At 58.6% G+C, this 26,107-nt stretch carries 24 protein-coding genes and 1 pseudogene; 20 read left to right on the top strand and 5 right to left on the bottom strand.

Translation table 11 applies throughout. From position 1 onward, the window contains the following. Positions 1-112: 112 nt before the first annotated feature. From ACOERD_RS13025 to ACOERD_RS12960, 14 genes are all read left to right on the top strand, one after another. The gene (locus ACOERD_RS13025) at positions 113-466 is read left to right on the top strand and encodes a putative quinol monooxygenase (protein WP_419739301.1); all 354 of its coding nucleotides are present in this window, start codon (positions 113-115) and stop codon (positions 464-466) included. A 159-nt stretch (positions 467-625) separates the two neighbouring features. Further along, positions 626-3,961: an adenylate/guanylate cyclase domain-containing protein gene (locus ACOERD_RS13020; protein ID WP_419739300.1), complete on the top strand. Its 3,336-nt coding sequence runs from the start codon at positions 626-628 to the stop codon at positions 3,959-3,961. A 57-nt stretch (positions 3,962-4,018) separates the two neighbouring features. Next, the gene (locus ACOERD_RS13015) at positions 4,019-4,960 is read left to right on the top strand and encodes a hypothetical protein (protein WP_419739299.1); all 942 of its coding nucleotides are present in this window, start codon (positions 4,019-4,021) and stop codon (positions 4,958-4,960) included. Beyond that, positions 4,947-5,423, top strand: a complete 477-nt coding sequence (locus ACOERD_RS13010; protein WP_170463367.1) for a hypothetical protein — start codon at positions 4,947-4,949, stop codon at positions 5,421-5,423. Before ACOERD_RS13015 ends, ACOERD_RS13010 begins: the two co-directional genes overlap by 14 nt. Next, entirely contained in the window at positions 5,420-7,324 is a 1,905-nt protein-coding gene (locus ACOERD_RS13005; RefSeq protein ID WP_419739298.1) for a GMC family oxidoreductase, read from the top strand. The genes ACOERD_RS13010 and ACOERD_RS13005 overlap by 4 nt, the downstream gene beginning before the upstream one ends. Beyond that, positions 7,321-8,412, top strand: coding sequence for a ferritin-like domain-containing protein (locus ACOERD_RS13000; protein ID WP_419739297.1), 1,092 nt, complete (start codon positions 7,321-7,323; stop codon positions 8,410-8,412). The genes ACOERD_RS13005 and ACOERD_RS13000 overlap by 4 nt, the downstream gene beginning before the upstream one ends. Positions 8,413-8,550: 138 nt before the next feature. After that, the gene (locus ACOERD_RS12995; protein WP_419739296.1) at positions 8,551-9,648 is read left to right on the top strand and encodes an MHYT domain-containing protein; all 1,098 of its coding nucleotides are present in this window, start codon (positions 8,551-8,553) and stop codon (positions 9,646-9,648) included. Between the two features lie 139 nt (positions 9,649-9,787). Beyond that, on the top strand, positions 9,788-10,621 hold the full coding sequence (locus ACOERD_RS12990) for an FAD binding domain-containing protein (RefSeq protein ID WP_419739295.1): 834 nt from the start codon (positions 9,788-9,790) through the stop codon (positions 10,619-10,621). 12 nt (positions 10,622-10,633) lie between these two features. Further along, complete coding sequence (locus ACOERD_RS12985) at positions 10,634-11,128, top strand: (2Fe-2S)-binding protein (protein ID WP_170515285.1); 495 nt, start codon at positions 10,634-10,636, stop codon at positions 11,126-11,128. Further along, positions 11,125-13,542 carry an aerobic carbon-monoxide dehydrogenase large subunit gene (locus ACOERD_RS12980; protein WP_419739294.1) on the top strand — a complete coding sequence of 806 codons (2,418 nt, stop codon included), beginning with the start codon at positions 11,125-11,127 and terminating at the stop codon, positions 13,540-13,542. The genes ACOERD_RS12985 and ACOERD_RS12980 overlap by 4 nt, the downstream gene beginning before the upstream one ends. Positions 13,543-13,645: 103 nt before the next feature. Then, positions 13,646-14,512, top strand: a complete 867-nt coding sequence (locus ACOERD_RS12975; protein ID WP_419739293.1) for an AAA family ATPase — start codon at positions 13,646-13,648, stop codon at positions 14,510-14,512. Between the two features lie 59 nt (positions 14,513-14,571). Then, complete coding sequence (locus ACOERD_RS12970; protein WP_419739292.1) at positions 14,572-15,702, top strand: vWA domain-containing protein; 1,131 nt, start codon at positions 14,572-14,574, stop codon at positions 15,700-15,702. 12 nt (positions 15,703-15,714) lie between these two features. Further along, positions 15,715-16,527: an XdhC family protein gene (locus ACOERD_RS12965; RefSeq protein WP_419739291.1), complete on the top strand. Its 813-nt coding sequence runs from the start codon at positions 15,715-15,717 to the stop codon at positions 16,525-16,527. A 106-nt stretch (positions 16,528-16,633) separates the two neighbouring features. Continuing rightward, a complete protein-coding gene (locus ACOERD_RS12960) occupies positions 16,634-17,086 on the top strand; it encodes a CoxG family protein (RefSeq protein WP_419739290.1) in 453 nt (150 codons plus the stop codon). 134 nt (positions 17,087-17,220) lie between these two features. Here ACOERD_RS12960 and ACOERD_RS12955 read toward each other — a convergent pair whose 3' ends face one another. After that, positions 17,221-17,463 (bottom strand): hypothetical protein, encoded by a 243-nt coding sequence (locus tag ACOERD_RS12955; protein WP_419739289.1) that lies wholly within the window; start codon positions 17,461-17,463, stop codon positions 17,221-17,223. Between ACOERD_RS12955 and ACOERD_RS12950 the strand changes: the two genes are divergently transcribed. Continuing rightward, a complete protein-coding gene (locus tag ACOERD_RS12950) occupies positions 17,456-19,198 on the top strand; it encodes an IS1634 family transposase (RefSeq protein ID WP_419737624.1) in 1,743 nt (580 codons plus the stop codon). The genes ACOERD_RS12955 and ACOERD_RS12950 overlap by 8 nt on opposite strands. Before the next feature lie 101 nt (positions 19,199-19,299). Continuing rightward, positions 19,300-19,470 (top strand): annotated as a pseudogene (locus ACOERD_RS12945) (SRPBCC domain-containing protein); the annotation flags it as partial. Positions 19,471-19,525: 55 nt separating this feature from the next. On the opposite strand, the gene ACOERD_RS12940 reads toward ACOERD_RS12945, so the two are convergent. Next, positions 19,526-20,464, bottom strand: a complete 939-nt coding sequence (locus tag ACOERD_RS12940) for a c-type cytochrome (protein ID WP_419739288.1) — start codon at positions 20,462-20,464, stop codon at positions 19,526-19,528. Positions 20,465-20,486: 22 nt separating this feature from the next. After that, on the bottom strand, positions 20,487-21,518 hold the full coding sequence (locus ACOERD_RS12935) for an IS110 family transposase (protein ID WP_419737613.1): 1,032 nt from the start codon (positions 21,516-21,518) through the stop codon (positions 20,487-20,489). 283 nt (positions 21,519-21,801) lie between these two features. Here ACOERD_RS12935 and ACOERD_RS12930 point away from each other — a divergent pair, with 283 nt between their 5' ends. Further along, positions 21,802-22,374, top strand: a complete 573-nt coding sequence (locus ACOERD_RS12930) for an RNA polymerase sigma factor (protein ID WP_419739286.1) — start codon at positions 21,802-21,804, stop codon at positions 22,372-22,374. Continuing rightward, entirely contained in the window at positions 22,371-23,108 is a 738-nt protein-coding gene (locus tag ACOERD_RS12925) for a hypothetical protein (RefSeq protein ID WP_419739285.1), read from the top strand. Before ACOERD_RS12930 ends, ACOERD_RS12925 begins: the two co-directional genes overlap by 4 nt. Positions 23,109-23,200: 92 nt before the next feature. On the opposite strand, the gene ACOERD_RS12920 is transcribed toward ACOERD_RS12925, so the two are convergent. After that, on the bottom strand, positions 23,201-23,416 hold the full coding sequence (locus ACOERD_RS12920; RefSeq protein ID WP_419739287.1) for a hypothetical protein: 216 nt from the start codon (positions 23,414-23,416) through the stop codon (positions 23,201-23,203). Between the two features lie 48 nt (positions 23,417-23,464). Continuing rightward, on the bottom strand, positions 23,465-24,496 hold the full coding sequence (locus ACOERD_RS12915; RefSeq protein WP_419737613.1) for an IS110 family transposase: 1,032 nt from the start codon (positions 24,494-24,496) through the stop codon (positions 23,465-23,467). A 283-nt stretch (positions 24,497-24,779) separates the two neighbouring features. On the opposite strand from ACOERD_RS12915, the gene ACOERD_RS12910 reads away from it, so the two are divergent. After that, positions 24,780-25,352 (top strand): RNA polymerase sigma factor, encoded by a 573-nt coding sequence (locus tag ACOERD_RS12910; RefSeq protein WP_419739286.1) that lies wholly within the window; start codon positions 24,780-24,782, stop codon positions 25,350-25,352. Next, positions 25,349-26,086, top strand: coding sequence for a hypothetical protein (locus ACOERD_RS12905; RefSeq protein WP_419739285.1), 738 nt, complete (start codon positions 25,349-25,351; stop codon positions 26,084-26,086). Before ACOERD_RS12910 ends, ACOERD_RS12905 begins: the two co-directional genes overlap by 4 nt. Positions 26,087-26,107 lie beyond the last annotated feature (21 nt).

Here is a 26,107-nt window from a genome sequence, read left to right as displayed (position 1 = left end):
GAACCCTCATTTCCCGGGGGCTGCCGCGCCACAAAGATCAATCAATTTGACCCGTCTGGGTAGGGATGATCACGGATCGGACGCAGACCTGCCTCTCGAAAGGACTATCGATATGTATAGCATAATCGCGACCTGGTATTTGAAGCCCAAACAGGAGGCCGAGGGGATTGCAGCCCTGAAGCAACTGGCCCAAGATGTGAAGCAGGAAGAGGACACCTGGGGCTACCTCATCCACACGGGCGGCGAAAACTCGGCACCGCCTTCCAGTGACGGCACCGTCGTTTTCATCGAAATCTACAAGGACTTCCAAGCTTTTATGGACCATGTGACCGGCCCGATCTTTACCGCATTCAAAAAAGACCATGGGCAGCTTTTTCAGCCCATACCAGGCTCTGACAGCCCGTTCTTTCTGGTCGAAAACATCGACAGAATTGGAGGGTTTTTGCGACCGCAGGCGGGGTCCTAACCACAGTGCCAGCCCGCACCAGTGAGTAACCCTTTGCGGGCGCACAAAACCCGAGCACAATTCATGGGCGACGAATTGTAGATTTTGTGATACTAAAGAACGCGAAATTGTTTCTTTGTTTCATATTCGGCGCAATTACAGCGCTCAGGGGCAGCCATTTTGGGACGTCCGAATGTTAATTGCAGCAAATGCGGTGCGGCCAATCCTGCCGGGTCCAACTTTTGCCACGGCTGCGGCAATGCACTGACCCTAGCCTGTGGGTCCTGCGGTGCGTCAGCGATGGCGCATGCAAAGTTCTGCACCGCTTGTGGGGCCGCGCTGGCGGGTCAGGACAGTCCCTTACCTGTTGCGCCTGCGCCATCGCCCAAGGATTCCCCAGAAGACGTGGCCGAACGTCGCCAACTGACCGTCATGTTCTGCGATCTGGTGGGTTCAACGGCCTTGTCCGAAAGACTCGACCCCGAGGATTACCGTGAACTGATCACGCAATACCGCGAGTTGGTTGGCCGGACCGTCACCAAGTTCGGCGGCGAGATTGCCAACTATGCCGGAGACGGTGTGGTCGCCATCTTCGGCTATCCCACCGCGCAGGAACTTAGCCACTACTCCGCCGCTCTTTGCGCGCTTGAGATTGCGGGCGCGACACGCGAAGGGAATGCGGGGCTGACGGACAAATCGGTTTCGACAAATGTGCGGATCGGAATCCATACTGGACCTGTAGTGGTGGGCACGGCGGCCGGCACATCAAGCTCGGAAAAGGTCTGGTTGTTTGGCGATACACCGAACGTTGCGGCGCGGATTCAGGCTGCTGCGGATGTGGGCCAAGTGGTTGTTTCGGAAGTGACACGTAGACTGATCGGAGAGCGTCTGGATTTCACCTCGATCGGCAGCCCGCCCTTGGCAGGCGTCAGCACACCGTTGCAGCTTTATGTGGTCGGGCCGAAGATTTCCGGCTTTGACACTGGGCGCAAGGACTTCGCGCACGACAAGACACCGACTATCGGACGCACTGCCGAGATCGCTCTGGTCCAGTCCAGATGGGACGGCGCGCTGGACGGAGAGGGGCAGGTTCTGCTGCTGACCGGCGACGCGGGCGTTGGCAAATCCAAGATCGCCTTCGGCTTGAAAGACAAACTGACCAGCGATGATTCCACCCAGTTCACCCTGTTCGGATCGCCATTGCATCAAAGCAGCGCGTTTTTCCCGATCAAGAATGCGCTGACGACGCTGACGGGCATGCTGCCCAATGCGCCTCCTGAGGAAAGCCGGGATAAAGTCACCCGGTTTCTGACCGATCTGAACCTTGATGCTGAAACCTGCGCCGCACCTATCCTGCGCCTGATGGGACTGGAAGACAGCACCTCTCTGGTCGCGCCGATGGGGCCCGAGCGGGAGAAGGGCGCGTTGATCGAGGCACTTTTGCAGCTATGCGCGGGGCTGGAACAGCATCAGCCGCTATTGCTGCTGCTCGACGATGTGCATTGGTTCGATGCCTCAACGCTGGAATTCGTCAACGGCTGGATCGAACAGGTGTCGAACCGCCGCTGCCTGATCCTGATGACCGCCCGGACCGAGTTCCAGTCGCCATGGCGCAACCAATCCCATGTCACAAGCCTGGAGCTCAACCGGCTTGTACGCCGTGACATCTACAAACTGGTTGAAAGCATCTCAGGCGTGCGGCCGTCGCCGGAAGTTCTCAGCCAACTGGCTGACCGTACGGATGGCGTGCCGCTATTCGTCGAAGAACTGACCAAGATGGCGATGGAATCCGGCCTTTTGGTCAACCGCGGCCAGAGTCAGGCCGAATTGTCCATGGCGATTCCGGAATCGCTGCAGGACTCACTGATGGCCAGATTGGACCGTTTGTCGGCCAGCCGCGAGATCGTGCAGGTCGCCGCCGCAATCGGCCGAAACTTTGAGCGCAGGCTGCTATCCGAGGTTTTGGACTGGACCGAAAACGACATCACCGAAGCGCTGAACCAGCTGCTAGAGACCGAACTGATCGTTCCCGCAGGCCAACCGGGTACGGCAGACGCTTACCGGTTCCGCCATGCCCTGGTGCAGGATGCGGCCTATCAATCTATGCTGCGCTCGACAGCCTCAAGGTGGCATGGCCAAATCGCTGCGGTTCTTGAGGAGAAATACGCCGAAACAGTCGCGCGAGAGCCTGAAATTCTGGGCCATCACTACTGGCGTGCTGGCAATTACCCCGCCGCCGAGGGCAAACTGATGACCGCCGCGCGGCAGGCATTGGACCACTCGGCGAATGTCGAGGCGATCACACATTTGCAGCATGCTCTGGAATGCTTGCAGGAAATGCCGCAGTCACAGAAACGCGACCGGCGTGAGATCGACATGCAGATCATGATCGCCGTGCCATTGGCCTTCGTGCGGGGTTATGCGCACAAATCGGTTCTGTCCGCCTATGCGCGGGCGCAGTCCCTCTGCCGCGAATATGGCGAGACAGAGCGACTGTTCAAGGTGGTCTACGGTCAGTTCCGCTCGACCATGCTGGGCGGGGAATATGAGATCTCGAAACAGAATGCAGACCGGCTGGTCTCGCTCTGTCAGGATTTATCGAGCCCGCTGACCATTGTCTCGGCCGAACGTTCCATGGGGTCGCTTCAGACCTATCTGGGCCATCCCAAGGACGCGTTGAAGCATCTTGAGGCCGGGCTTGAGGTTAATTTGTCCATCGAACATCGCTTCATGGGCCTCGATTTCGATGTTGTTGACCTTGCAGTGGCTCTTCAGGGCTATCGCGCGCTTTCCTACTGGCTGTCTGGCGACGAATCTAGCGCGCTGACAGCGATCAAGGCAGCGCTGGTCCATGCCGAAGAAACCGCGCACCCGTTCAGCCAGTCCTTCGCCAATGCTTTCCTTGGATGGATTTCCCATTTCCGGGGCGATGAGGCGACGGTTCAAGAAAGTTCGGCCATATTGATCGCCCTGTCTGAGGAGTATTCTTTCCAGTTCTGGCGCGGTTGGGCGCGGGTCATGAATGGCTGGGTGCGCCGAAGCACCGATGGCGAAAAGGCCTTGGAAGAGATCGCCTTGGGCCTGCGCGAATGGCGCGATACCGGTTGCCGCCTTGGCCTGAGTTTCTTCCTGTGCCTCTACGCGGATGCGGCTATTCTACACGGCAAACTGGAACTGGCCGAGGAACTGTTGGACGAAGCCGAAGCCTTCGCCAGTGACAGCGGTGAGAAGTTCTGGATTGTCGGCCTGACCTGCCTGCGCGGTCGGTTGGCGATGGCCCACGGGGACGAAAGCGCCGGGATCGGTCACCTCAAAGAGGCTGCTATGGTGGCTTTGCAACTGGGCCATTACGGCCCGCTTTTGCATGTCATTCGAGAATTGGCCGAGCTTCAGACCTCGTCAAACTGCCTTGGTGAGATCTCGAAAGCCGTGGCAGCCGACAAGACCAAGGCACCCGCGCTGGTCGAGGCAAAAGCCATTTTGAAAACCCTAAAAACAAAACAGCCGGAGGCATGATCGGGCGGAGTTTGAGCAAGTAGAATTGTCACAGCCAGTGGGGGAGATCACAGCCAAATGACAAAGAAAAAAGCCAAAAGCGACCCGTGCCATCAGACGGATGTCACCGGCGTCATGCCGAAACTGCCAAAGCAGTTTGACACGTTCCCCTTCTATTATGCCTCGCTGCAATGCCAGTGGATGTATTGGTACACCTCGGTCGAAGTCGCCCGCCAGTTTGTGAAAGGCACCGGCCTGTGTGTCGCCGAGTTTCCCGATGAAGACGGCGAGAACAAGGCAGTCATCCTGCTGAACTTCCAACGCTATACCGCGCATTATGACAACTCGCTGGGCTTCGTGAACGAGGTGGAATTCAACTTGCTGGCCTATCCCAAGAACCGGGTGCCAGGCGTGCCGAAGATGACCCTGACCGAGTATCTTCACGGCCGAGATCAGACGAAAACCATCGGCCATCTACGGGTTCACGTTGCCGCCGATAACGCCATGGCCGTCAAGGCCGGACGGCAAGCGTTCGGAGAGCCCAAGTTTTTGGGCCAGTTCAACTACAAGGTTCCTTCGCTGAATGCCAAGATGAAGGGACACCCTCCGATCTCGCCTAAGAAATGGTGGATTCAGCTGGTCAATCCAGACGATCCGCAAACCATCGTCTATGATCTGACGGCGGATCTTGGCAAACTCAAGGGCGATCACTGGACTCTGACCAACTGCACTCCGATCCCCGAATTCGCCACCGGGCTTGGACGCACTGTTTGGACCCGCTGGACCATCTCGGGCCTGTTTGAAACCGCGATGTTGACCACGAAAGAGGGCAAACGCATCGCAAAGAGCTTCAAGCTGAAACTGGGGAACAACGATTTCCCGATGACCCGCGACATGCACACGCTGTTCACCGATATGACGCCGGTGGCCGTGCAGGTCTTTGAAAGCCCGCCCGCCTGCTTTGAGCCTCGTGGATTCTATGTGGACGCAATTGATGGGGATCGCCATGAAGACGCATGATGACACCCCCGAATTTAACGCCTTTCTGACCGTCAGCGCCGCCCTGACAGGCTACAGCAGCGCCGAGCTGCAAGGCACCGGATGCGCAGGCGAATACTGGCATCAGTTCCGGCAAGTGTTGCCCGCCGAAATCCTCAACGAGTTCCTGTCCCATTCCGACAAGCTGGGCAAGCAGGACGACGACCGGATCATGCGTCAGACCTATCTGTCGGACAAATGCCTCGGCCCGCTGTCACGCACGCTGATCCAGCTTTGGTACACCGGTCAATGGGTGCCGCTTTCACAGGAATGGCGCGAAAGCTACGGCGCGTCGCGGTTTGATGTGGTCAAGATCATCTCGACCCGGTCCTACAAAGAAGGGCTGGTCTGGGACGCCATCGGAGCGCATCCCCAAGGGGCCAAGCAACAGGGCTTTGGCGCATGGGGCCTTGAACCTCCAAAACAGCGGGGGGCAGGCAAATGAGCGCAATTGCAGATGACGATCGGACCTATGATGTGGTCATCGTGGGGGCCGGGTTTGCCGGGGGCATTCTGGCAAAGGAGCTGGTCTCGGCCGGTCATTCGGTTCTAATCCTCGAAGCCGGAGAAGACCATGGCAAGACGTGGGAGACTTATCGCTCCTACCTTGATCAATACTATCTGTCGCTGGCTAAGACGCCGAACTCTCCCTATCCGAACCTACCAACCCTGCCGTCACCTTCGGTGCTAGACATCACCGCGGTACGGGGCACCGAGCCCGACACAAACGGGTATTTCGTGCAACGCGGCCCCCTGCCCTTTGGCAGCAACTACCTGATGGCCTTTGGGGGAACCTCATTGCATTGGCTGGGCACGAGCCTGCGCATGATGCCTGCGGATTTCGAGATGCAAAGCCGCTTTGGCAAAGGCGTTGACTGGCCCTTTGGCTATCAGGACCTGCGCGCAGACTATGAGCGCGCCGAGTGGGAGATCGGTGTCTCGGCCGATGCCGACGAACAGACGCCCAAGGCACTGGGTATTCGCACGTCAGGACGGCACGACAATGTCGGGTATTTCGACAAGGAATACGACTACCCGATGCATTCGATCCCGTCGTCTTACGTGGATGGCTTCTTTGCCAAGGCAGATGGGATGCCCATCGAAATCGGCGAGGATGCCACCAGCACGGTTCACCTGAAAGTCTCGCGCACGCCGCAGGGCCGGAACTCAACTCCGCGCAAGCCAAGAACTGCCAAGGGCATTCAGGTTGGCGACAAGCGCAGGCAGCAATTCCGCCCGCGCGGCGCAACCGGACCATTCGCCTATATGGGTCAGCGATGCGAGGGGAACTCAAGTTGCATACCGATCTGCCCGATTCAGGCCAAATACAACGCGATGAAAACGCTCGAAGATGCCAAGCACGAAGCCAAGCATCAGATGGAGACGATCACGCAGGCCATCGCCTCGAAGGTCGAACTGGCCGAAAGCGGGCGTGTATCTGGCATCGTTTACAAGAAATACCCTTTCCCTGGTGTGCCTCAGTACGAACTGCGCCGGGCCAGAGGGAAGCAATATGTGCTGGCTGGCGGTGCGGTGGAAAACGTCACTCTAGCGCTGGCCTCAGGGATTTGCACCAGCAGTGACGAGCTGGGCCGCAACCTGATGGATCACCCTTACATGATGACTTGGGGTGCCGCGCCCGAGCCGGTTGGACCGTTTCGTGGGCCGGGATCGACCTCGAGCTATGCCAATTTCCGGGACGGGAACTTTAGGAACAAGAACGCAGCCTTCCGGTTGGAAATCGGCAATTGGGGATGGAACTTTGCCGCTGGCTCTCCGAACTCCGACGTGGCGCGGCTGGTCGAGCAGGACAACCTCTATGGCACAGCCCTGCGCGACAAGCTCTATCACGATGTCCAGCGGCAGGTCAGAATTGGCACGATGGTCGAGCAACTACCGAGAGCTACCAACCGCGTGACCATCGACCCAGCCTACCGCACGCCCATGGGCGAATACCGCCCGGTGATCAGCTATGATCTGGACAACTATTCCCGCGCCGGGCTGGCCGCCGCCAATGACACCTGCGCGCAGATTTTCCAGCGGCTGGGTATCAAGAACCATACCTCCTACAGCCCATCGGATGCGGGGTATTTAACTTATGATGGAAAGGGTTACACCTTCTTCGGTGCAGGCCATCTGGTCGGTACGCACAGGATTGGAACCGACAGGCACAACTCGGTCACCAATGACGAGATGCGCGCATGGGACCACGACAATCTGTGGCTGGTGGGCGCGGGCTCGATGCCGACGATTGCCACGTCCAACCCAACACTGACGATGTCTGCCATGGCCTTCAGGGCCGCCAGAGCCATCCAGAAGGCCGTTCGGAAAAGGGGTGCGAAATGAGTTCGAAAAAGAAACTGGACGCCGCGCGTAAAAATCTCTGCAAACATCTGCAAGACGCCTTGATGCTAGAGCTTTCGACAATACCGCCCTACGCGACGGCCTGCTATTCGATCCTCGAGCAAGGGCAATACGACCGGTCCGAGCCGACCATCGTCAACGCCGAACCGATCGAGGTGATCCGTCAGGTCATGGTCGAAGAGATGTTGCATATGGTTCTTGCGGCGAATGTGATGAACGCGATCGGGGGCACGCCTCAGCTGAACAATCCCAACTTGCTGCCGAAATACCCGACAGAGCTTTTGAACGGGGCCGGGCCAGAGGTGCGTCTGCGCAAATTCTCGCCCAAACAGGTCAAAAGCTTTCGCAAGATCGAAACCGCGCCGAAAGACCTCCGTAAGGCATTGAGGGGGCACTATTCCACCATCGGCGGGTTCTACGCCTATGTCAGGAAGCTGCTGGAAGAAGCGTGTAAGGAGTTCGGGGACAAAGAGATCTTCATCGGCGACCCCGCGCGTCAGATCTCCAATGACGACTATTTCGGCGCGGGCGGTGAAGTTGTCGAGATCACCGGCACCCCCGCGCAACGTCGCAAGGCGGCTTTTGATGCCATCCAAAAGATCATGGAAGAGGGCGAAGGCGCAGATCGGGGTGGCAAAGCTGGCGACGGAGACACCATTCCGGGGCCAGCTGGCCATGAGGACGTTGCACATTTCTTCAAGTTCAACGAAATCCTACATAGCCGCTACTATCGCCCCGAAGATCTTGTGACCGACCCTCCGACTGGCGGTGACCTTATCGTCGATTGGAGCGCAGTCTCTCCGATGAAAGACGACCCAAGCGAGGAGAACTACAAGTCCGCCCCCGAAATCGCCGCGATCTCGGCCGAATTCAACGCCGCGTGGTCCGGTTTGCTGGACGGTCTGCACATCGCCTTCAACGAAGATAAATCCGCTTTGCGCGACCTTGGTCCAACGATGTATTCGATCAAGTCGCTGGCGCAAAAACTGATGCGCATCCCATTGCCGGACGGATCGGGCGAGACAGCCGGGCCGACATGGACCTACCTTGCGCCGAAAAAGCGGGGCTGACCTGTAGCCTAAAAACCGGCGAGACCCGTTTATGCGCCTCAGTCGAAACAGGTGTCTTCCGCTGTGTCCAACAAAGATTGTGCGGAGAATTTCAGTTTGATAACGTCATGATCGCGCTGGGGAGGGCGCGGCATCTCAATGTTGGACTATTCGCACAATGCGTGGCTCGTGGCGGCCTCGTTGGCCGTGGCGCTGATGGCCGGCTTTACCGGTCTGTACCTGACGCATGGCGCGTCGAAACTGGACAATCAACGGCGCAAATTCATCGTCGCCCTCGCAGCCGTGATACTGGGTGGCGGTATCTGGTCCATGCATTTCGTTGCCATGCTGGGCCTGCAACTGCCGATCCTGTTTTATTACGACGCGCTGGTGACGCTGATCTCGGCGCTGGTTGCCATCCTTATGGTGGGGCTGGCGCTGCTGCTTTTGCATTTCCGTCCCAGAACACCGCCGACCATAGTTGGCGCGGGGGTGATCGTGGGGCTTGGGATCGTTGTCATGCACTATGTCGGCATGGCCGGGATGCAGCTGTGCCGACCCGTCTACAGCCTGTTCGATATCGTTTTGTCGACCGCGGCCTCGGTTGTTCTGTCGGTTCTGGCGATCTGGGTGGCCTATGACAGCCGAACCCATCGGAACATCCTACTGGGCACGGCCTGTTTCGGCATCGCGGTGTTTTCCATGCACTTCGTCGCGACCGGTCTCACGGATTTCGTCGCAACCGAGACTGCCGGGGCCGCCGGGCCTGCGCTGGACAACCAGATTCTGGCGATGGGCGTCACGGTTGCAGTCTTCCTGATCTGTGGGGCCTTCCTTCTGACCGGGATCACTTTCATTGAACCCAAGCCAGAACCGGCCGCAGTACCGGAACCTGCACCGCAGCCCGATCCCACCCCGACCCTTCGCGCCGGAGTGCCGTTTGAACGCGAAGGTCAGACCTTCTTTGCCGAACCCGCCCAAATTGCCGCCATCCGGGCCGAGGGGCATTACACTATCCTCTATATCGATTCCGAGAAACTGTTCTGCCCCTGGTCCATCACCGAGGCCGAGACACGCTTGCAACCCGATGGCTTCCTCCGCGCCCACCGAAGTTATCTGGTGAACCCCAAACATGTCTCAAGCTTCGAGAGGCACAAAGACAACGGGACATGCTATTTCGACTCTGTCGAGGCCCTCAGCAAGGTACCTGTCAGCCGATCTCGACTTTCAGACATCCGCGACGCTTTGGGCCTGTGATCGCAACTCGTGCAGCTCATTCGCATTTCGTGAAACAAGCTGCGCGCCCCGTTCCCTGCGGCTGGAACCGCTGAGCGCGTCCGTCTTTCCTGACTGAAGGTACCCCAAGGTATACCACTTGGACCCAGGGAGGAAAAACATGATACCAGCCGGTTTTGAGTATCACCGGCCAGGCGACATCGCCTCGGCCATCGGCATTTTGCAAGAACATGGAGACGAGGCGCGCGTGATCGCGGGCGGGCATAGCCTGATCCCGATGATGAAGCTGCGCATGGCCGAGATGGGCCACCTGATCGATCTTCAGGCCATCGATGAACTAAAAGGCATCGAGGTCGGGTCCGATACCGTGACCCTTGGCGCCATGGTGACGCAGCATGAGTTGATCACCCATGACGGTCTCGCCGCTGCCATTCCGCTGATCCGCGAGGCGGCCTTGCAGATCGCCGACCCTCAGGTTCGCTATATGGGCACCGTCGGTGGCAATGTCGCCAATGGTGATCCTGGCAATGACATGCCGGGCCTGATGCAATGCCTGAACGCGACGTTTGAATTGTCCGGCCCCGATGGGGCACGCAGTGTCGCCGCACGTGAGTTTTACGAGGCCGCCTATTTCACCGCGCGTGAGGATGAGGAAATCCTGACCCGGATTTCGATCCCTGTGCCGGGGGCCGGTGTCGGTCAGGCGTATGAGAAGCAAAAGCGTAAGATCGGGGATTATGCGACGGCTGCCGCCGCTGTTATGGTCGGTAACGGCGCGGCCTCGGTTGCAATGACCAACCTTGCGGACACCCCAATCTGGTCAGAAAACGCCAGCGCTGCATTGGCCGACGGCGATGTGAACGCCTGCGTTGCCGCCATGCTGGATGCCATTGAGCCCGTGGCCGACAACCGTGGACCTGTCGAATTCAAGAAACATGTGGCGGGCGTGATGCTGCGCCGCGCCATCGACCGCGCGCAAAGCCGCGCGGGTTGAGGGGAGGAAACCATGTCGAAAATGCACGTCAAACTCACCGTGAACGGCAAACAGGTCGAAGGTCTGGCCGAGCCGCGCACGCTGCTGATCCACTTCTTGCGGGAAGATCTGAAAATCACCGGCCCTCATATCGGATGCGAGACCAGCCATTGCGGAGCTTGCACAGTCGATATTGATGGCAAATCCGTCAAATCCTGCACGACTTTTGTGGCGCAGGTGAATGGCGCCGATATCACCACCGTCGAAGGCCTCACCAACGACGACGGCAGCTTGGGCGTATTGCAGGAGATGTTCCGCGAACATCACGGGTTGCAATGCGGCTTCTGCACGCCGGGGATGATTACTCGCGCGCACCGTTTGCTGCAGGAAAACCCGAACCCCTCTGAGGAGGATATCCGTTTCGGCATGGCTGGAAACCTGTGCCGCTGCACCGGATACCAGAACATCGTCAAGGCGATCTCGGCCTCGGCTGACATGCTGAACGCTCAGAAGGAGGCTGCGGAATGAACGACCAGACACTGACCCCCGAAGAACGCGCCGCCAATCTCAAAGGGATGGGCAGCTCGCGCAAACGCGTCGAGGATGTGCGCTTTACCCAAGGCAAGGGCAACTATGTCGATGACATCAAGCTGGACGGCATGCTGTTCGGCGACTTCGTGCGCTCCCCCTACGCGCATGCCCGTGTTGTAAGCGTCAACAAAGAGGCCGCCCTGGCGATGCCCGGCGTGATCGCTGTTCTGACCGCCGAGGATCTGGCTCCGCTGGGCCTGCATTGGATGCCGACGCTTGCCGGTGACAAGCAGATGGTTCTGGCCGACGGCAAGGTGCTGTTCCAAGGCCAGGAAGTCGCTTTTGTCGTCGCCGAAGACCGCTATATCGCAGCCGATGCGGTGGAGCTGGTTGAGGTTGACTACGAAGAACTGCCTGTGATCACCGATCCGTTCGAGGCGTTGAAGTCCGATGTGGTCCTTCGCGAAGACCTTGAAGGTCAGACCGAAGGCGCGCACGGCCCTCGCAAGCATCACAACCACGTCTTCACTTGGGAACAAGGCGACAAGGACGCGACCGAAGCCATTCTGGCCGAAGCCGACGTGGTGGCGGAAGAGATGGTCTACTACCACCGCACCCATCCTTGCCCGCTGGAGACCTGCGGGTCTGTGGCCAGCATGGACAAGGTGACCGGAAAATTAACGCTGTATGGTACGTTTCAGGCTCCTCACGCGATCCGGACGGTTGTCTCGCTGATCTCCGGTATTGCCGAGCACAATATCCGAGTGATCAGCCCTGATATCGGTGGCGGGTTCGGCAACAAGGTTGGGGCTTATGCAGGTTATGTCTGCTCGGTCGTTGCCTCGATTGTCACCGGCAAGCCGGTGAAATGGGTCGAGGACCGGATGGAGAACCTGATGTCCACCGCCTTTGCCCGCGACTACTGGATGCAGGGCAAGATCGCGGCCACCAAGGACGGCAAGATCACCGGCCTTTGGTGCCATACTACCGCGGATCACGGTGGCTTTGACGCCTGTGCAGACCCGACCAAGTTCCCGGCAGGCTTCATGAACATTTGTACCGGGTCCTATGATATCCCCACCGCTTACCTGGCAGTGGATGGTGTCTATACCAACAAGGCTCCGGGCGGGGTGGCCTATCGCTGTTCCTTCCGTGTGACCGAGGCCGCCTATTTCATCGAACGCATGATCGAGGTTCTGGCCATCAAGCTGAACATGGACGCGGCCGAGCTGCGCCGGATCAACTTCATCAAGGCCGATCAGTTCCCGTACCAGTCGGCTCTGGGCTGGGAGTATGACTCGGGCGATTACCATACCGCTTGGGACAAGGCATTGAAGGCTGTCGACTACGAAGGTCTGCGCGCCGAACAGGCGCAGCGGGTCGAAGACTTTAAAGCTGGCAAAACCCGCAAACTGCTGGGCATTGGTCTGACGCATTTCACCGAAATCGTCGGCGCGGGACCGGTCAAAAACTGCGATATCCTCGGCTTGGGGATGTTCGACAGCTGCGAAATCCGCATCCACCCAACTGGTTCGGCCATTGCGCGGCTAGGGACGATCTCTCAGGGTCAGGGCCATGCCACGACCTTTGCACAGATCATCGCCAGTGAGATCGGCCTGCCCGCCGATGATATCACACTGGAAGAAGGCGACACTGACACGGCACCTTACGGTCTTGGGACCTACGGGTCTCGATCCACGCCTGTGGCTGGTGCGGCGACAGCTATGGCCGCGCGCAAAATCCGCGCCAAGGCGCAGATGATTGCCGCATATCTGCTTGAGGTCCACGACGACGATGTCGAATGGGACGTGGATCGGTTCTCTGTCAAAGGCGCGCCCGAGCGGTTCAAGACTATGAAAGAAATCGCCTTTGCCGCCTATAACCAAGCGATACCGGGGTTGGAACCCGGTCTGGAGGCGGTCAGTTATTATGACCCGCCGAACATGACCTACCCGTTCGGGGCCTATATCTGCGTCATGGAGATCGACGTGGATACCGGGGAGTGGGACGTGCGAAAGTTCTATGCGCTGGACGATTGCGGCACCCGGATCAACCCGATGATCATCGACGGGCAGGTCCATGGTGGCGTAACCGAGGCCTTGGCCATCGCAATGGGTCAGGAGATTGCCTATGATGAGATGGGCAATGTGAAGACCGGCACGCTGATGGACTTCTTCCTGCCGACCGCGTGGGAGACGCCGAACTATATCACCGACTACACGGTGACCCCTTCCCCGCACCATCCGATTGGCGCGAAGGGGGTTGGGGAAAGCCCGAATGTGGGTGGCGTGCCCTGTTTCTCGAATGCGGTGCATGATGCGTTCCGACCCTTCGGGTTGGTGCAGAGCCATATGCCGCATGACCACTGGCGGATCTGGAAGATCGCCAATGGGTTGGGGATGCATGGGTGATAGGGTTCGGATCGGCTTGACCGATCCGACTGAACGGAGGGGGCCAGCCCCCTCCGAACCTCCCCCGGGATATTTTTAGCCAGATGAAGAATGGATCCTGGTTTTGACTTTGAGTGACGTGCAGAACGGATTGGCCGCGCAGGGCTATGTCGCTGATGATCGGTTGGCGATGGCGCTGCATCTGGCGCAGGCTTTGGGGCGGCCTTTGCTGCTGGAAGGTCCGGCAGGCGTTGGCAAGACCGAAGTCGCGAAGGCTCTGGCTGCCCAACACGACGCGCGGTTGATCCGCCTGCAGTGCTATGAAGGGCTGGATGCCAGTCATGCCATCTATGAATGGAACTATCAGAGACAATTGCTGGCCATCCGTGCGAGCGAAGCGCAAGGCGGCACGAGCGAAGCGCAGTTGTTCTCGGATGACTATCTTCTGAAACGACCACTTTTGGAGGCGATCAGTGAAGACGACCCTCCGGTTCTTTTGATTGATGAGATTGACCGTGCAGATGAGGAGTTCGAGGCCTACCTTCTTGAAATATTGTCAGATTTTCAGATCACGATCCCGGAGCTTGGGACGATCAAGGCGCGCTCCCGCCCGATTGTGATCCTGACGGCCAATGGCACGCGGGACCTTTCCGACGCATTGCGGCGGCGGTGTTTGTATAGCTATCTCGGCTATCCTTCGCGCGAGACAGAGATGGCCATTCTGAAGGCGCGTATGCCCTCTGTTGAAGGGTTGTTGGCACGTCAGATCGTCGGGGTTGTTCAGGCCATGCGCAAGGAAGACCTCGAGAAAACGCCGGGCATTGCCGAAATGCTGGACTGGGCCGCCGCCCTGTCTGGGCTAGGTGTGAACGACATGGCCCAGTCTCGGGGCGAAGTGCAGGCGACACTGGTGTGTCTGCTGAAAACGGCCGCCGACTATGATGCTGCCCCGCCTGAGGTTCTGGATCGCTTGATCGGGAAGGTTGCGTGATGCAGGTCACCCGGTTCCCTTCCCGCGCGGCAAGCTTGTCGGACCGCATGAGCGGCTTCATGGCCCATCTTAGGATGAACGGATTGCGCGTGGGTCCCGCCGAAACCTGTGACGCGCTGGCCGCCTTGGCGGCGGTCGAAGCAACCGATGCGACACAGGCCAGGCAGGCCTTGTGCGTGTTGCTGACAGGCAGCGCCGAGGATTGGCGACGCTTTGATGAGCTGTTCGACGCCTACTGGTTCAATGTCGGCAAGCAGCGCAGTGGGACAGCGCAGACCGCTCATGTACGGGTGCAGTCGGCGAAACCGAAGATCTGGCAGCAGCAAACACAAGACGAACAGGATCCGCAAACGGATAGAGATCAGGCAGCCGCCACTCTTGATCCGGGCGACGGGGAGGCCGAAGGGATGGATGGGAAGCTAATTGCGACCCGAACGGCCAACCTGTCGCGCCGGGATCTGCGTGAATTGATGGATGACGAGTCGCTGAGACAGGCCGAACGGGCCGCAACCCAGCTGGCCCGGGCGATCCGCGACCGCCGCTCGCGTCGACATAAACAGGCGCAGCGTGGTCGGACGTTGGACATGCGACGGATACAACGGGCCAGTCTGGCGCGGGGTGGAGAGCCGATGGACCTCTATCGCCGTGCGCGACCGCCGCGACCGATGCGGATCGTTGCGCTATGCGATGTCAGTGGGTCGATGACCGTATATTCCCGCGTTTTCCTGGCGTTTCTCAAGGGCCTGATCGGCAGCGGAACTGAAGCCGACGCCTATCTGTTCCACACCCGTCTGATGCGCGTGACGGACGCGCTGCGCGATCACGACTCAATCCGCGCCGCCGGGCGGCTTTCACTGATGGCCGAGGGGTTTGGCGGCGGGACCGATATCTCTGGCAGTCTTGAGAGTTTTCTTGACGGCTATGGCGCGCGGGCTCTGAATGGACGGACGATCGTGCTGATCTTGTCGGATGGGTATTGCAGCACGGCTCCGCAGGCATTGGGGCAGGTTCTGGAACGGATTCAACGCAAAGCGCGCCGGGTCGTCTGGCTGAACCCTCTGAAAGGCTGGCAGAATTACCAACCTGTTGCCGCTGCCATGCAGGCCGCAGAACCTCATTTGGACGCCCATCTGCCCGCCAATACGCTTGAGGCGCTGGCGGCGCTGGAACCTGAATTCAGAAAACTGTGAAAGGATATACCGATGGCAGGTTTCGACATTTTCGACACGATTGAAGAACTGCGGCGCACCGGCGATGCCTTTTGCGTGGCGACAGTTCTGCGCACCGCGGATGCGACCTCAGCCAAGGCCGGAGGCAAGGCCGCCATCACCCGCGACGGTACGGTTCTAGGCCATCTGGGGGGTGCCTGCGTGCAACGCGCGGTTCGCGCCGCAGCGCAAGAGGCGCAGGTGTCAGGTGAGCCGAAAATGATCCGCGTCAAACCCTCGGAGAAGGTTGTGTCAATGGCCGACCCGGACGGTGTTCAGACCTACAAAAGCGGGTGCCCATCCGGAGGGACAGTGGACATGCTGATCGAACCCTATCAACACGCCCCGCGCTTGATCATATTCGGAGACTCTCCGATCGCGCAGGCGTTGGCGTCCCATGCGGTACTGGCTGGGTTGCGCGTGTGTTTGCCTGAGGGTGCTGAAAACACGGTGAAATACACCCCCTTTGATCCCAACGATCTGAACGCTTTGGGCGTTGAAGGGCGTGATTTTGTTGTGGTGGCGTCGCAAGGCAAAGGCGACGGAGCGGCATTGAAAGCTGCACTGCAGTCACCTGCGCACCGCGTGTCGATGGTTGCGAGCCGCCGTAAGGCCGAGGTGCTGTGTGCCAAACTGGAAACACAAGGGCTGAGCACTGAGCAGACCAATCGCCTGAAATCGCCCGCCGGGTTGGATATTCACGCCATCGACCCGCATGAAATCGCGCTTTCGATTTTGGCTGAAATCATCCTGTGGCGCAATTCTGACAAATCCCAGGAGACATCCCATGATGAGAAAATGGCTTAACTGGCTGCACGCTTTCAAAGCGGCGCAGCCCGAGGTGACCGCGGAGGAGGCGACCGAAAAAGCCCTCCGTGTCTTTCCGAAATGTTGTTGAAAAAGGACCACCCAGATGGAACTCACTGACGAAATCCGCATCAAAGCCCCGAAGGACACCGTTTACCGTGCACTCAACGATCCCGATGTGCTGCGCGAATGCATTCCGGGCTGCGAAGAGTTGATCCAGCATTCGCCCGAACATCTCGAGGCCAAAGTCGTCCTGAAAATCGGCCCGGTCAAAGCCCGCTTCAACGGCGAGGTGACGCTGGACAACTCCCAGGCGCCAGATGCGTTTTCGCTGTCTGGCGAAGGCAAAGGCGGTGCTGCTGGCTTTGCCAAGGGCGGCGCGGATGTATCGTTGACTACTGACGGGGATGAGACGGTTCTGTCCTACACCGCCAAGGTCACGATCGGCGGCAAGATCGCGCAATTGGGCAGCCGCCTGATCGCAGGGACGGCCAAAAAGCTTTCGGCCAAGTTCTTCGACAAGTTTGGCGAGGTCGTTGCAGAACAATTCGTGCAGTAGACATTGCGTGTATCAACGGGTGTGGCAGGGCCTGCCACACTCCCTCTGATTTCCCTTAGCCCTGTGCCTCATCCTGCATGTAGGCGATGACATTGGTGATGTCGGCCTCTTTCTTCAGGCCGGGGAACTGCATTTTATTCCCCGGCAGAAACCCTTTGGGGTCGGTCAGAAACGCCGCCAGATTTTCCGGTGTCCAGACAAGATCGGCATTGGCAAGCGGGCCGGAATATTTCCTGACTTCCGACCTTTTTGTTGATCTGACTGGGTTTTTGGTTTGTTTTCAGGTGTGGTTGCTCAGAGGCGCGTTGTAGTGCCCCATTATTATAAAAAGTATTGACATGGGCCTTCAGATGGCTAACCTCTTCGCCCATGTTCATCCGCACCAAACATGACGCAAAGCTCAACCGCACACGGATCCAGATCGTTGAATCCGTCCGCACCGGCTCCAAGGTACGCCAGAAGATCCTGCGCCATGTGGGTGTGGCCCATAACGACAGCGAGATTGAGGATATCAAGCGTCTGGCGGGCCGCTTGATGGAGCAATTACGCATTGATCGCTCGCCGCAAATGGAACTGTTCACGCCCACGGAATATGCCGATCTGCAGGCGCTGGTGCGCCGCGCTCCGCGGCCGGACAAGCTTGGCGTTGATCTTGCCGAGTGCCGTGAGGAGGCGCGGGTCTCTCTGGGTCTGCGGGATGTCATGGGGACGATGTATGACCAACTGGGTTGGGGGGCCCTTCTGGGGGCGGCGCGTAAAAGTGCCAATCGCATTGTGAAAGAGCTGGTTATGGCGCGGATCGCACAGCCCGAGAGCAAGCGCGCGACCGTGGAGGCGTTGGAGAACCAGGCAGGCATCACGCTCAATCTGGACGTGGTCTATCGGAGCATGGATTACATCAATACGCCGGTGATAGACGGGATTTGCAAAACCTCTCACGCGGCGGCAGAGAAGTTGCTGGGCGGGCCAGTGACCGTGCTGTTCTACGATTGCACGACCCTGGCCTTTGACACCGAGCGCGAGGACCCGGCCGAGGATGCGGACGGGGTCGAGCAGGATCATCTTCTGGCCAAGGGCTTCAGCAAGGATGGCAAGCATCACCGCGCTCAGGTCATGCTGGCGCTGATCGTCACCTCCGATGGGCTGCCTGTGGGCTATGAACTCTTCCCGGGAAACACCTGGGAAGGTCATACGCTGGAAGCTGCGCTGAAGGCGTTGGAGGGACGCTTCGACGTGGCCAGGGTCACGTTCGTGGCCGATGCCGCCATGCTCAGCAAGGACAACCAGCAGATGTTGCAGAACAAGGGTCTGCCCTACATCCTCGGCTATCGCATGAAGTCCGCCCCGGCCGCCGTGAAGGCGAACATTTTGAGCCCGGAGGGACGCCAGCCTTGGGCTGGACACGGTTCTGAAGAGGCAACCGAGAAGGGCTGGTACAAGGTGATCGACCAGGAGGGAGCGCGGGTCATTGTGACCTGGTCACCCACCCGGGCACGCAATGATGCCCACAAGCGCGACAAGGCAATCGAAAAGCTGCACAAGAAGCTCAAGCGCTCTCGCAAACCCGGCAGCTTCAGCAGCCGGGGATATGGCCGCTTCCTGGCCTTCCCCGACAGCGGGGACGTCACGCTGGATGATGCAAAGATCAAGGCAGCGGCACAATGGGACGGGCTGCATGCCATTGTTGTTCATGGTGCGGACGAACTGGAGGCACAGGACGTCATTGCCCGCTATCACCAGTTGTGGGAGATCGAAGCCTGCTTCCGCACCAACAAGCACGATCTGAAAATCCGGCCCATCTATCACTGGTCGCCGCGTCGGGTCCGGGCCCATATCGCCATCTGCTACATGGCCTTCTGCTGCCTGCAGCACCTGCGCAAGCATCTGGACCTGCTCGGACACCCGATGAGCCCGGCTCGTATCCGCAACGAGTTGAACGCATTGCAGCTCTCGATCCTGCGCCACAAAGGCACCCCTGACCGCTACGGCATGCCAAGCCATGCCACGGTCGATGCCAGACGCATCCTCACCTGCGTCGGCCTGACCTGGAACGAAGCCCCTTTCAAGATACCCCCCGGGCGCACCCGAAAAACTGGCCAGACCAAAGCCTGAGCTCCCTCAACACTCCGAAACAATCGCTGGCGAAAAAAGTCCGTGTAGTGCCTTTTGGCAACCAAGGCATAATAATATCAATGACTTATACGAAAAAATGTCGGAAGTCAGGTGACGGGGATGAGACGGTTCTGTCCTACACCGCCAAGGTCACGATCGGCGGCAAGATCGCGCAATTGGGCAGCCGCCTGATCGCAGGGACGGCCAAAAAGCTTTCGGCCAAGTTCTTCGACAAGTTTGGCGAGGTCGTTGCAGAACAATTCGTGCAGTAGACATTGCGTGTATCAACGGGTGTGGCAGGGCCTGCCACACTCCCTCTGATTTCCCTTAGCCCTGTGCCTCATCCTGCATGTAGGCGATGACATTGGTGATGTCGGCCTCTTTCTTCAGGCCGGGGAACTGCATTTTATTCCCCGGCAGAAACCCTTTGGGGTCGGTCAGAAACGCCGCCAGATTTTCCGGTGTCCAGACAAGATCGGCATTGGCAAGCGGGCCGGAATATTTGAACCCGTCCACCTGCCCAGCAGTGGCACCCACCACATTGAACAGCGAGGGCCCTACGCCATTGCGGCCTTCTTTCAACTGATGGCAGGCCTTGCATTTGCGAAAGACCTTCTTGCCCGCTTTGAGATCCCCGTCCACTGCGGCGATTGCAACCGGAGCGGCGGTCGCGGCTTCGGCCTTGTTGTCGTCCATGTTGAACACAAGACGCGCGGTGATCGGTACGGTCCGTGTGATGCCGGGCAGGTCGGCCAGTTCCATCAGCTTGTCAACGCCTGCATCCACGCCTGCATCCTCGGTGCTGAGAAAGACCATATCATTGGTGGAAACCATCACCGACGTCTCGGCCAGTCGGACCACGAACATCTCGGCGTCGAACTCGATCTCGGTCCCGACCAGAGACAACGCGGCCTCGACATCGATGATCGACGATGCGCCCACGGCAAGGCCCGAGACCTCATCCATGTCGAATTCAGCGATCAAGGCAGCGGTGCCTGCCTTGCGGAACACGTATTCGATCATCCGTTCATTGCGGATGTCGATATTGGTCTCTACCGAGGACAGATCAATCTCGATCTCGGCCTTGCCATCAGGGCTGACATGACCGCTCAGCGAGGTGAAGGAATTGACCTCGCCCACGGTGTCTTTCTTAATCGTGCCATAGGCCAGATGAGAGGCATCCGAGGACAAAGTCCAACTTTCCGAAAGAGCCGGGGTTGCAACAATTGCAGACGCAATCGTGACTGCTTTCAACAGAAGTTTCATTTCATTTCTCCTATGATGATTGTCAAGCAGGGCATTGATTTTGTTTGATTTTAAATTCGGCAAAATCGTCGAAGACCCAGCCGTTCTTGAGCGTGTCATAGATGATCTTGAGCAGCTTGCGGGCCGTGGCTATGATCGCCTTGCCCGCGCCACGGCGTTCCTTGATGCGCCGATAATAACTGTTGAGATATCCCGAATAGCGGATCGCGATGAGCGTACATTGCACCAGCGTGGTGCGCATGAGCTTGTTGCCGCGCTTCGTGATCCGCCCGTGATGTTCGGTTTCGTTCGAGTTACTCACCTTGGGCACGATGCCGACATAGGCGGCCAGCTTGTCCGCGTCGGAGAAGTCTTCAACCCTGCCGATCCCCGCCAGCAGGACCGCGGCAGATCGCGCACCGATCCCCTTGATGCTGGTGAGCCCCTCAAAGCCTTTCATGGCCGAGGCGGCCTCCTCGATGGCCTTGTCGATACGGTTCAGGGTCTCGGTCAGGCCGAGCGCCTGGTCCCGCAATGCCGCCAGTTCGACCTGCTCAAGCGGTGTGAAGCGGCTGAGATCCAGGTCGCGCAGGCGCTTCTTGCTGGACAACCCTTCCTTCTTCAGCTTCATGCCGTGACGGACAAACATCGCGTGGATGCCGTTCAGCAGCATGGTGCGCTGTTTGACCAGCATGTCACGCGTCCGGGTCAGCGAGGCCAGTTCGCTTTCCTGAGTGGACTTGAGCCGGGTTTCCGGCAGCATGTCCTTCGACAGGAAGAAGGCCAAAGCGCGCGCATCGTTCTTGTCGGTCTTTTTCACCGATGTGCGGATCACTTTAAACTGGCGCGGGTTGACCACAACGATCCGGCCGACACAGGGTTCCACCTCACCGCAGAACCAGGCCGTGTTGCCGGTGGCCTCGACCGCCAGTTCGTCATCCGCATCAAGGCTCTGACAGAACCGCTCAAGCGCCTGCGCGGACAGATGAAAGGTTTGGAATGTTTCCGATCCGTCCGTCTCACGCCGACAGATCGTGAAGGAATTCGTATGAAGATCGACACCTATGTAAGCCATGGCTATACTCCCTGCTCAAGGAGGCGGAGCCCCCAATGGGGCGTGAACGGCCAAACCAAGCTCCTATGCAGGATCACCGGCCAAAACCGGGCCCTATGGGGGCTGTTCGGAAACAGGCGAAAGCTAAGCTCCTCAACAGGGTCACAATGCCCTAAGACACAATTCAGCCTGAGACCTATCCGCCTCCCCGAATCCTCTAACAGATTCAGGGCGTTTGGCCGATCACAAATCATTCATACCCCCTCCTCAGGTTATGTAATTTCTGACCCCGCGGGCCCGGTCCGTGAAAGACAAACACACACAGGTCGCGATTTATTCGATGAGTGGTGAAATCAGCTCTGAACAGGCCGTGCGCGGCGCGATCCAGACGCATTCGAAACGCGTGTGGCGGTTCGGGCTTGCCCTGTCGGGCGCCTCGGATGTGGCCGACGACCTTTTGCAATCCACATGCCTGCGCGCGCTTGAGCGTCACCATCAGGTGACATCCCATGACAGGCTGGACAGCTGGTTGATGACGATCTGCCGCTCGATCTGGCTGAATGAGGTGCGCGCGCGTTCGGTTCGCAAGGCGCAGGCCTTGTCTGTGACCCCCGAAACCGAATTAATTGCAACAGGACCGGATTCAGAAACGAATATTTTCGCGGCTGAAGTGTTTACTCAAGTGATGCACCTACCAGAAGCGCAGCGCGAGACCGTGATGCTTGTCTTCGTGGAAGGGTATAGCTATCGCGAGGCAGCAGCCTTGCTTGAGGTGCCGATTGGAACAATCATGAGCCGACTCTCTACGGCTCGGCAGAAACTGAAAACCGTGATGCAGCACGAGGCTGTGGACGCCGTTCGACGGGGTGGCAAATGACGTTTTCCGATGAAACGCTGCTGGCGTATCTGAATGGAAATCTGGACGAGACTGACGCGCAAGAGATCGAGAGCGCGGTCCAAGCCGATCCAGAACTGGAACAGCGCCTAATGGCACTTGATCCGTTTGCACCCGTTGTGCATTCGGTCTTCAAGGATGTTCCGCAGGATGCGCCTCAGATCACCTTGCCGGATCGCGCGAGGTCTCAGCCCGCGTCTCAACCTTTTCGATTGCTGGCCGTCGCGGCCTCGGTCGCGATTGTGGCGGTTTCGGCGACGTTGTGGGCGACACGACCCGCGCCGTTGGGCTGGGCGCAACAGGCGGCGATCTACCAATCGCTCTATGCACCTGAAACAATTGCCACACTAGACACCGCACCCGAGGCGCTTGAGGCCCAGTTTGCTCAGGCCGAGGCCACGCTAGGCCGGTCCCTGAATCGCGAAGCCCTGAGCGTCTTACCGGGTGCAGAGCTGAAACGCGCTCAGGTTCTGTCTTTCAAGGGAAAGCCACTGGTTCAGGTCGTCTTTGCGGATGATCAGGGGCGGCCCTTTGCCTTTTGCGTGATCCGTCAAGGGCCAGGGGCACCGGACAAGGATGTGAACCTTGCCGTTCTCAGCGGGTTGGCAACGGCCACTTGGGCGGAAGACGGCTATGGCTACATGATCATCGGCGCCGATGGGCAGAGCGATCTGAGCGATCGCCTGACCGCATTTTCCGAGGCAATTTCCAGCTAAAATGCGCCTGGGCCTTGGCCAATCGCGGAGGTTGAAGACTACACCAAATCGGACTTTCGAAACGAATAGCGAAATGACCGAGTTGTGAACAATTAATGCAGGCGGTTCGATGGCGTGGACGCGTCGTCGAGAACCAGCTTTCCGTTCTTGAGATGCCGCTCGACGAATTTCTTCTGCAAGCGACCGGCTGGTACAGGATATGCCGTTTCCGGGGCGTAGCCCTGACGTTGCACTTCCGGGAAGAGGATAAAGATTTCTTCTCGGGCCTCTTCCGATATTGTCTTGATTGCTTCGGGGCCTGTAAACAAACTCTCCGAAGGAGCACCATCGGCGAAAATGACCTCCTATGATGATTGTCAAGCAGGGCATTGATTTTGTTTGATTTTAAATTCGGCAAAATCGTCGAAGACCCAGCCGTTCTTGAGCGTGTCATAGATGATCTTGAGCAGCTTGCGGGCCGTGGCTATGATCGCCTTGCCCGCGCCACGGCGTTCCTTGATGCGCCGATAATAACTGTTGAGATATCCCGAATAGCGGATCGCGATGAGCGTACATTGCACCAGCGTGGTGCGCATGAGCTTGTTGCCGCGCTTCGTGATCCGCCCGTGATGTTCGGTTTCGTTCGAGTTACTCACCTTGGGCACGATGCCGACATAGGCGGCCAGCTTGTCCGCGTCGGAGAAGTCTTCAACCCTGCCGATCCCCGCCAGCAGGACCGCGGCAGATCGCGCACCGATCCCCTTGATGCTGGTGAGCCCCTCAAAGCCTTTCATGGCCGAGGCGGCCTCCTCGATGGCCTTGTCGATACGGTTCAGGGTCTCGGTCAGGCCGAGCGCCTGGTCCCGCAATGCCGCCAGTTCGACCTGCTCAAGCGGTGTGAAGCGGCTGAGATCCAGGTCGCGCAGGCGCTTCTTGCTGGACAACCCTTCCTTCTTCAGCTTCATGCCGTGACGGACAAACATCGCGTGGATGCCGTTCAGCAGCATGGTGCGCTGTTTGACCAGCATGTCACGCGTCCGGGTCAGCGAGGCCAGTTCGCTTTCCTGAGTGGACTTGAGCCGGGTTTCCGGCAGCATGTCCTTCGACAGGAAGAAGGCCAAAGCGCGCGCATCGTTCTTGTCGGTCTTTTTCACCGATGTGCGGATCACTTTAAACTGGCGCGGGTTGACCACAACGATCCGGCCGACACAGGGTTCCACCTCACCGCAGAACCAGGCCGTGTTGCCGGTGGCCTCGACCGCCAGTTCGTCATCCGCATCAAGGCTCTGACAGAACCGCTCAAGCGCCTGCGCGGACAGATGAAAGGTTTGGAATGTTTCCGATCCGTCCGTCTCACGCCGACAGATCGTGAAGGAATTCGTATGAAGATCGACACCTATGTAAGCCATGGCTATACTCCCTGCTCAAGGAGGCGGAGCCCCCAATGGGGCGTGAACGGCCAAACCAAGCTCCTATGCAGGATCACCGGCCAAAACCGGGCCCTATGGGGGCTGTTCGGAAACAGGCGAAAGCTAAGCTCCTCAACAGGGTCACAATGCCCTAAGACACAATTCAGCCTGAGACCTATCCGCCTCCCCGAATCCTCTAACAGATTCAGGGCGTTTGGCCGATCACAAATCATTCATACCCCCTCCTCAGGTTATGTAATTTCTGACCCCGCGGGCCCGGTCCGTGAAAGACAAACACACACAGGTCGCGATTTATTCGATGAGTGGTGAAATCAGCTCTGAACAGGCCGTGCGCGGCGCGATCCAGACGCATTCGAAACGCGTGTGGCGGTTCGGGCTTGCCCTGTCGGGCGCCTCGGATGTGGCCGACGACCTTTTGCAATCCACATGCCTGCGCGCGCTTGAGCGTCACCATCAGGTGACATCCCATGACAGGCTGGACAGCTGGTTGATGACGATCTGCCGCTCGATCTGGCTGAATGAGGTGCGCGCGCGTTCGGTTCGCAAGGCGCAGGCCTTGTCTGTGACCCCCGAAACCGAATTAATTGCAACAGGACCGGATTCAGAAACGAATATTTTCGCGGCTGAAGTGTTTACTCAAGTGATGCACCTACCAGAAGCGCAGCGCGAGACCGTGATGCTTGTCTTCGTGGAAGGGTATAGCTATCGCGAGGCAGCAGCCTTGCTTGAGGTGCCGATTGGAACAATCATGAGCCGACTCTCTACGGCTCGGCAGAAACTGAAAACCGTGATGCAGCACGAGGCTGTGGACGCCGTTCGACGGGGTGGCAAATGACGTTTTCCGATGAAACGCTGCTGGCGTATCTGAATGGAAATCTGGACGAGACTGACGCGCAAGAGATCGAGAGCGCGGTCCAAGCCGATCCAGAACTGGAACAGCGCCTAATGGCACTTGATCCGTTTGCACCCGTTGTGCATTCGGTCTTCAAGGATGTTCCGCAGGATGCGCCTCAGATCACCTTGCCGGATCGCGCGAGGTCTCAGCCCGCGTCTCAACCTTTTCGATTGCTGGCCGTCGCGGCCTCGGTCGCGATTGTGGCGGTTTCGGCGACGTTGTGGGCGACACGACCCGCGCCGTTGGGCTGGGCGCAACAGGCGGCGATCTACCAATCGCTCTATGCACCTGAAACAATTGCCACACTAGACACCGCACCCGAGGCGCTTGAGGCCCAGTTTGCTCAGGCCGAGGCCACGCTAGGCCGGTCCCTGAATCGCGAAGCCCTGAGCGTCTTACCGGGTGCAGAGCTGAAACGCGCTCAGGTTCTGTCTTTCAAGGGAAAGCCACTGGTTCAGGTCGTCTTTGCGGATGATCAGGGGCGGCCCTTTGCCTTTTGCGTGATCCGTCAAGGGCCAGGGGCACCGGACAAGGATGTGAACCTTGCCGTTCTCAGCGGGTTGGCAACGGCCACTTGGGCGGAAGACGGCTATGGCTACATGATCATCGGCGCCGATGGGCAGAGCGATCTGAGCGATCGCCTGACCGCATTTTCCGAGGCAATTTCCAGCTAAAATGCGCCTGGGCCTTGGCCA

Origin of the sequence: Ruegeria sp. (assembly GCF_965199275.1) — a bacterium.
GTDB lineage: Bacteria > Pseudomonadota > Alphaproteobacteria > Rhodobacterales > Rhodobacteraceae > Ruegeria.
The sequence above is the reverse complement of the archived record's forward strand: the minus strand, read 5'-3'. Positions and strand labels throughout refer to the sequence as shown.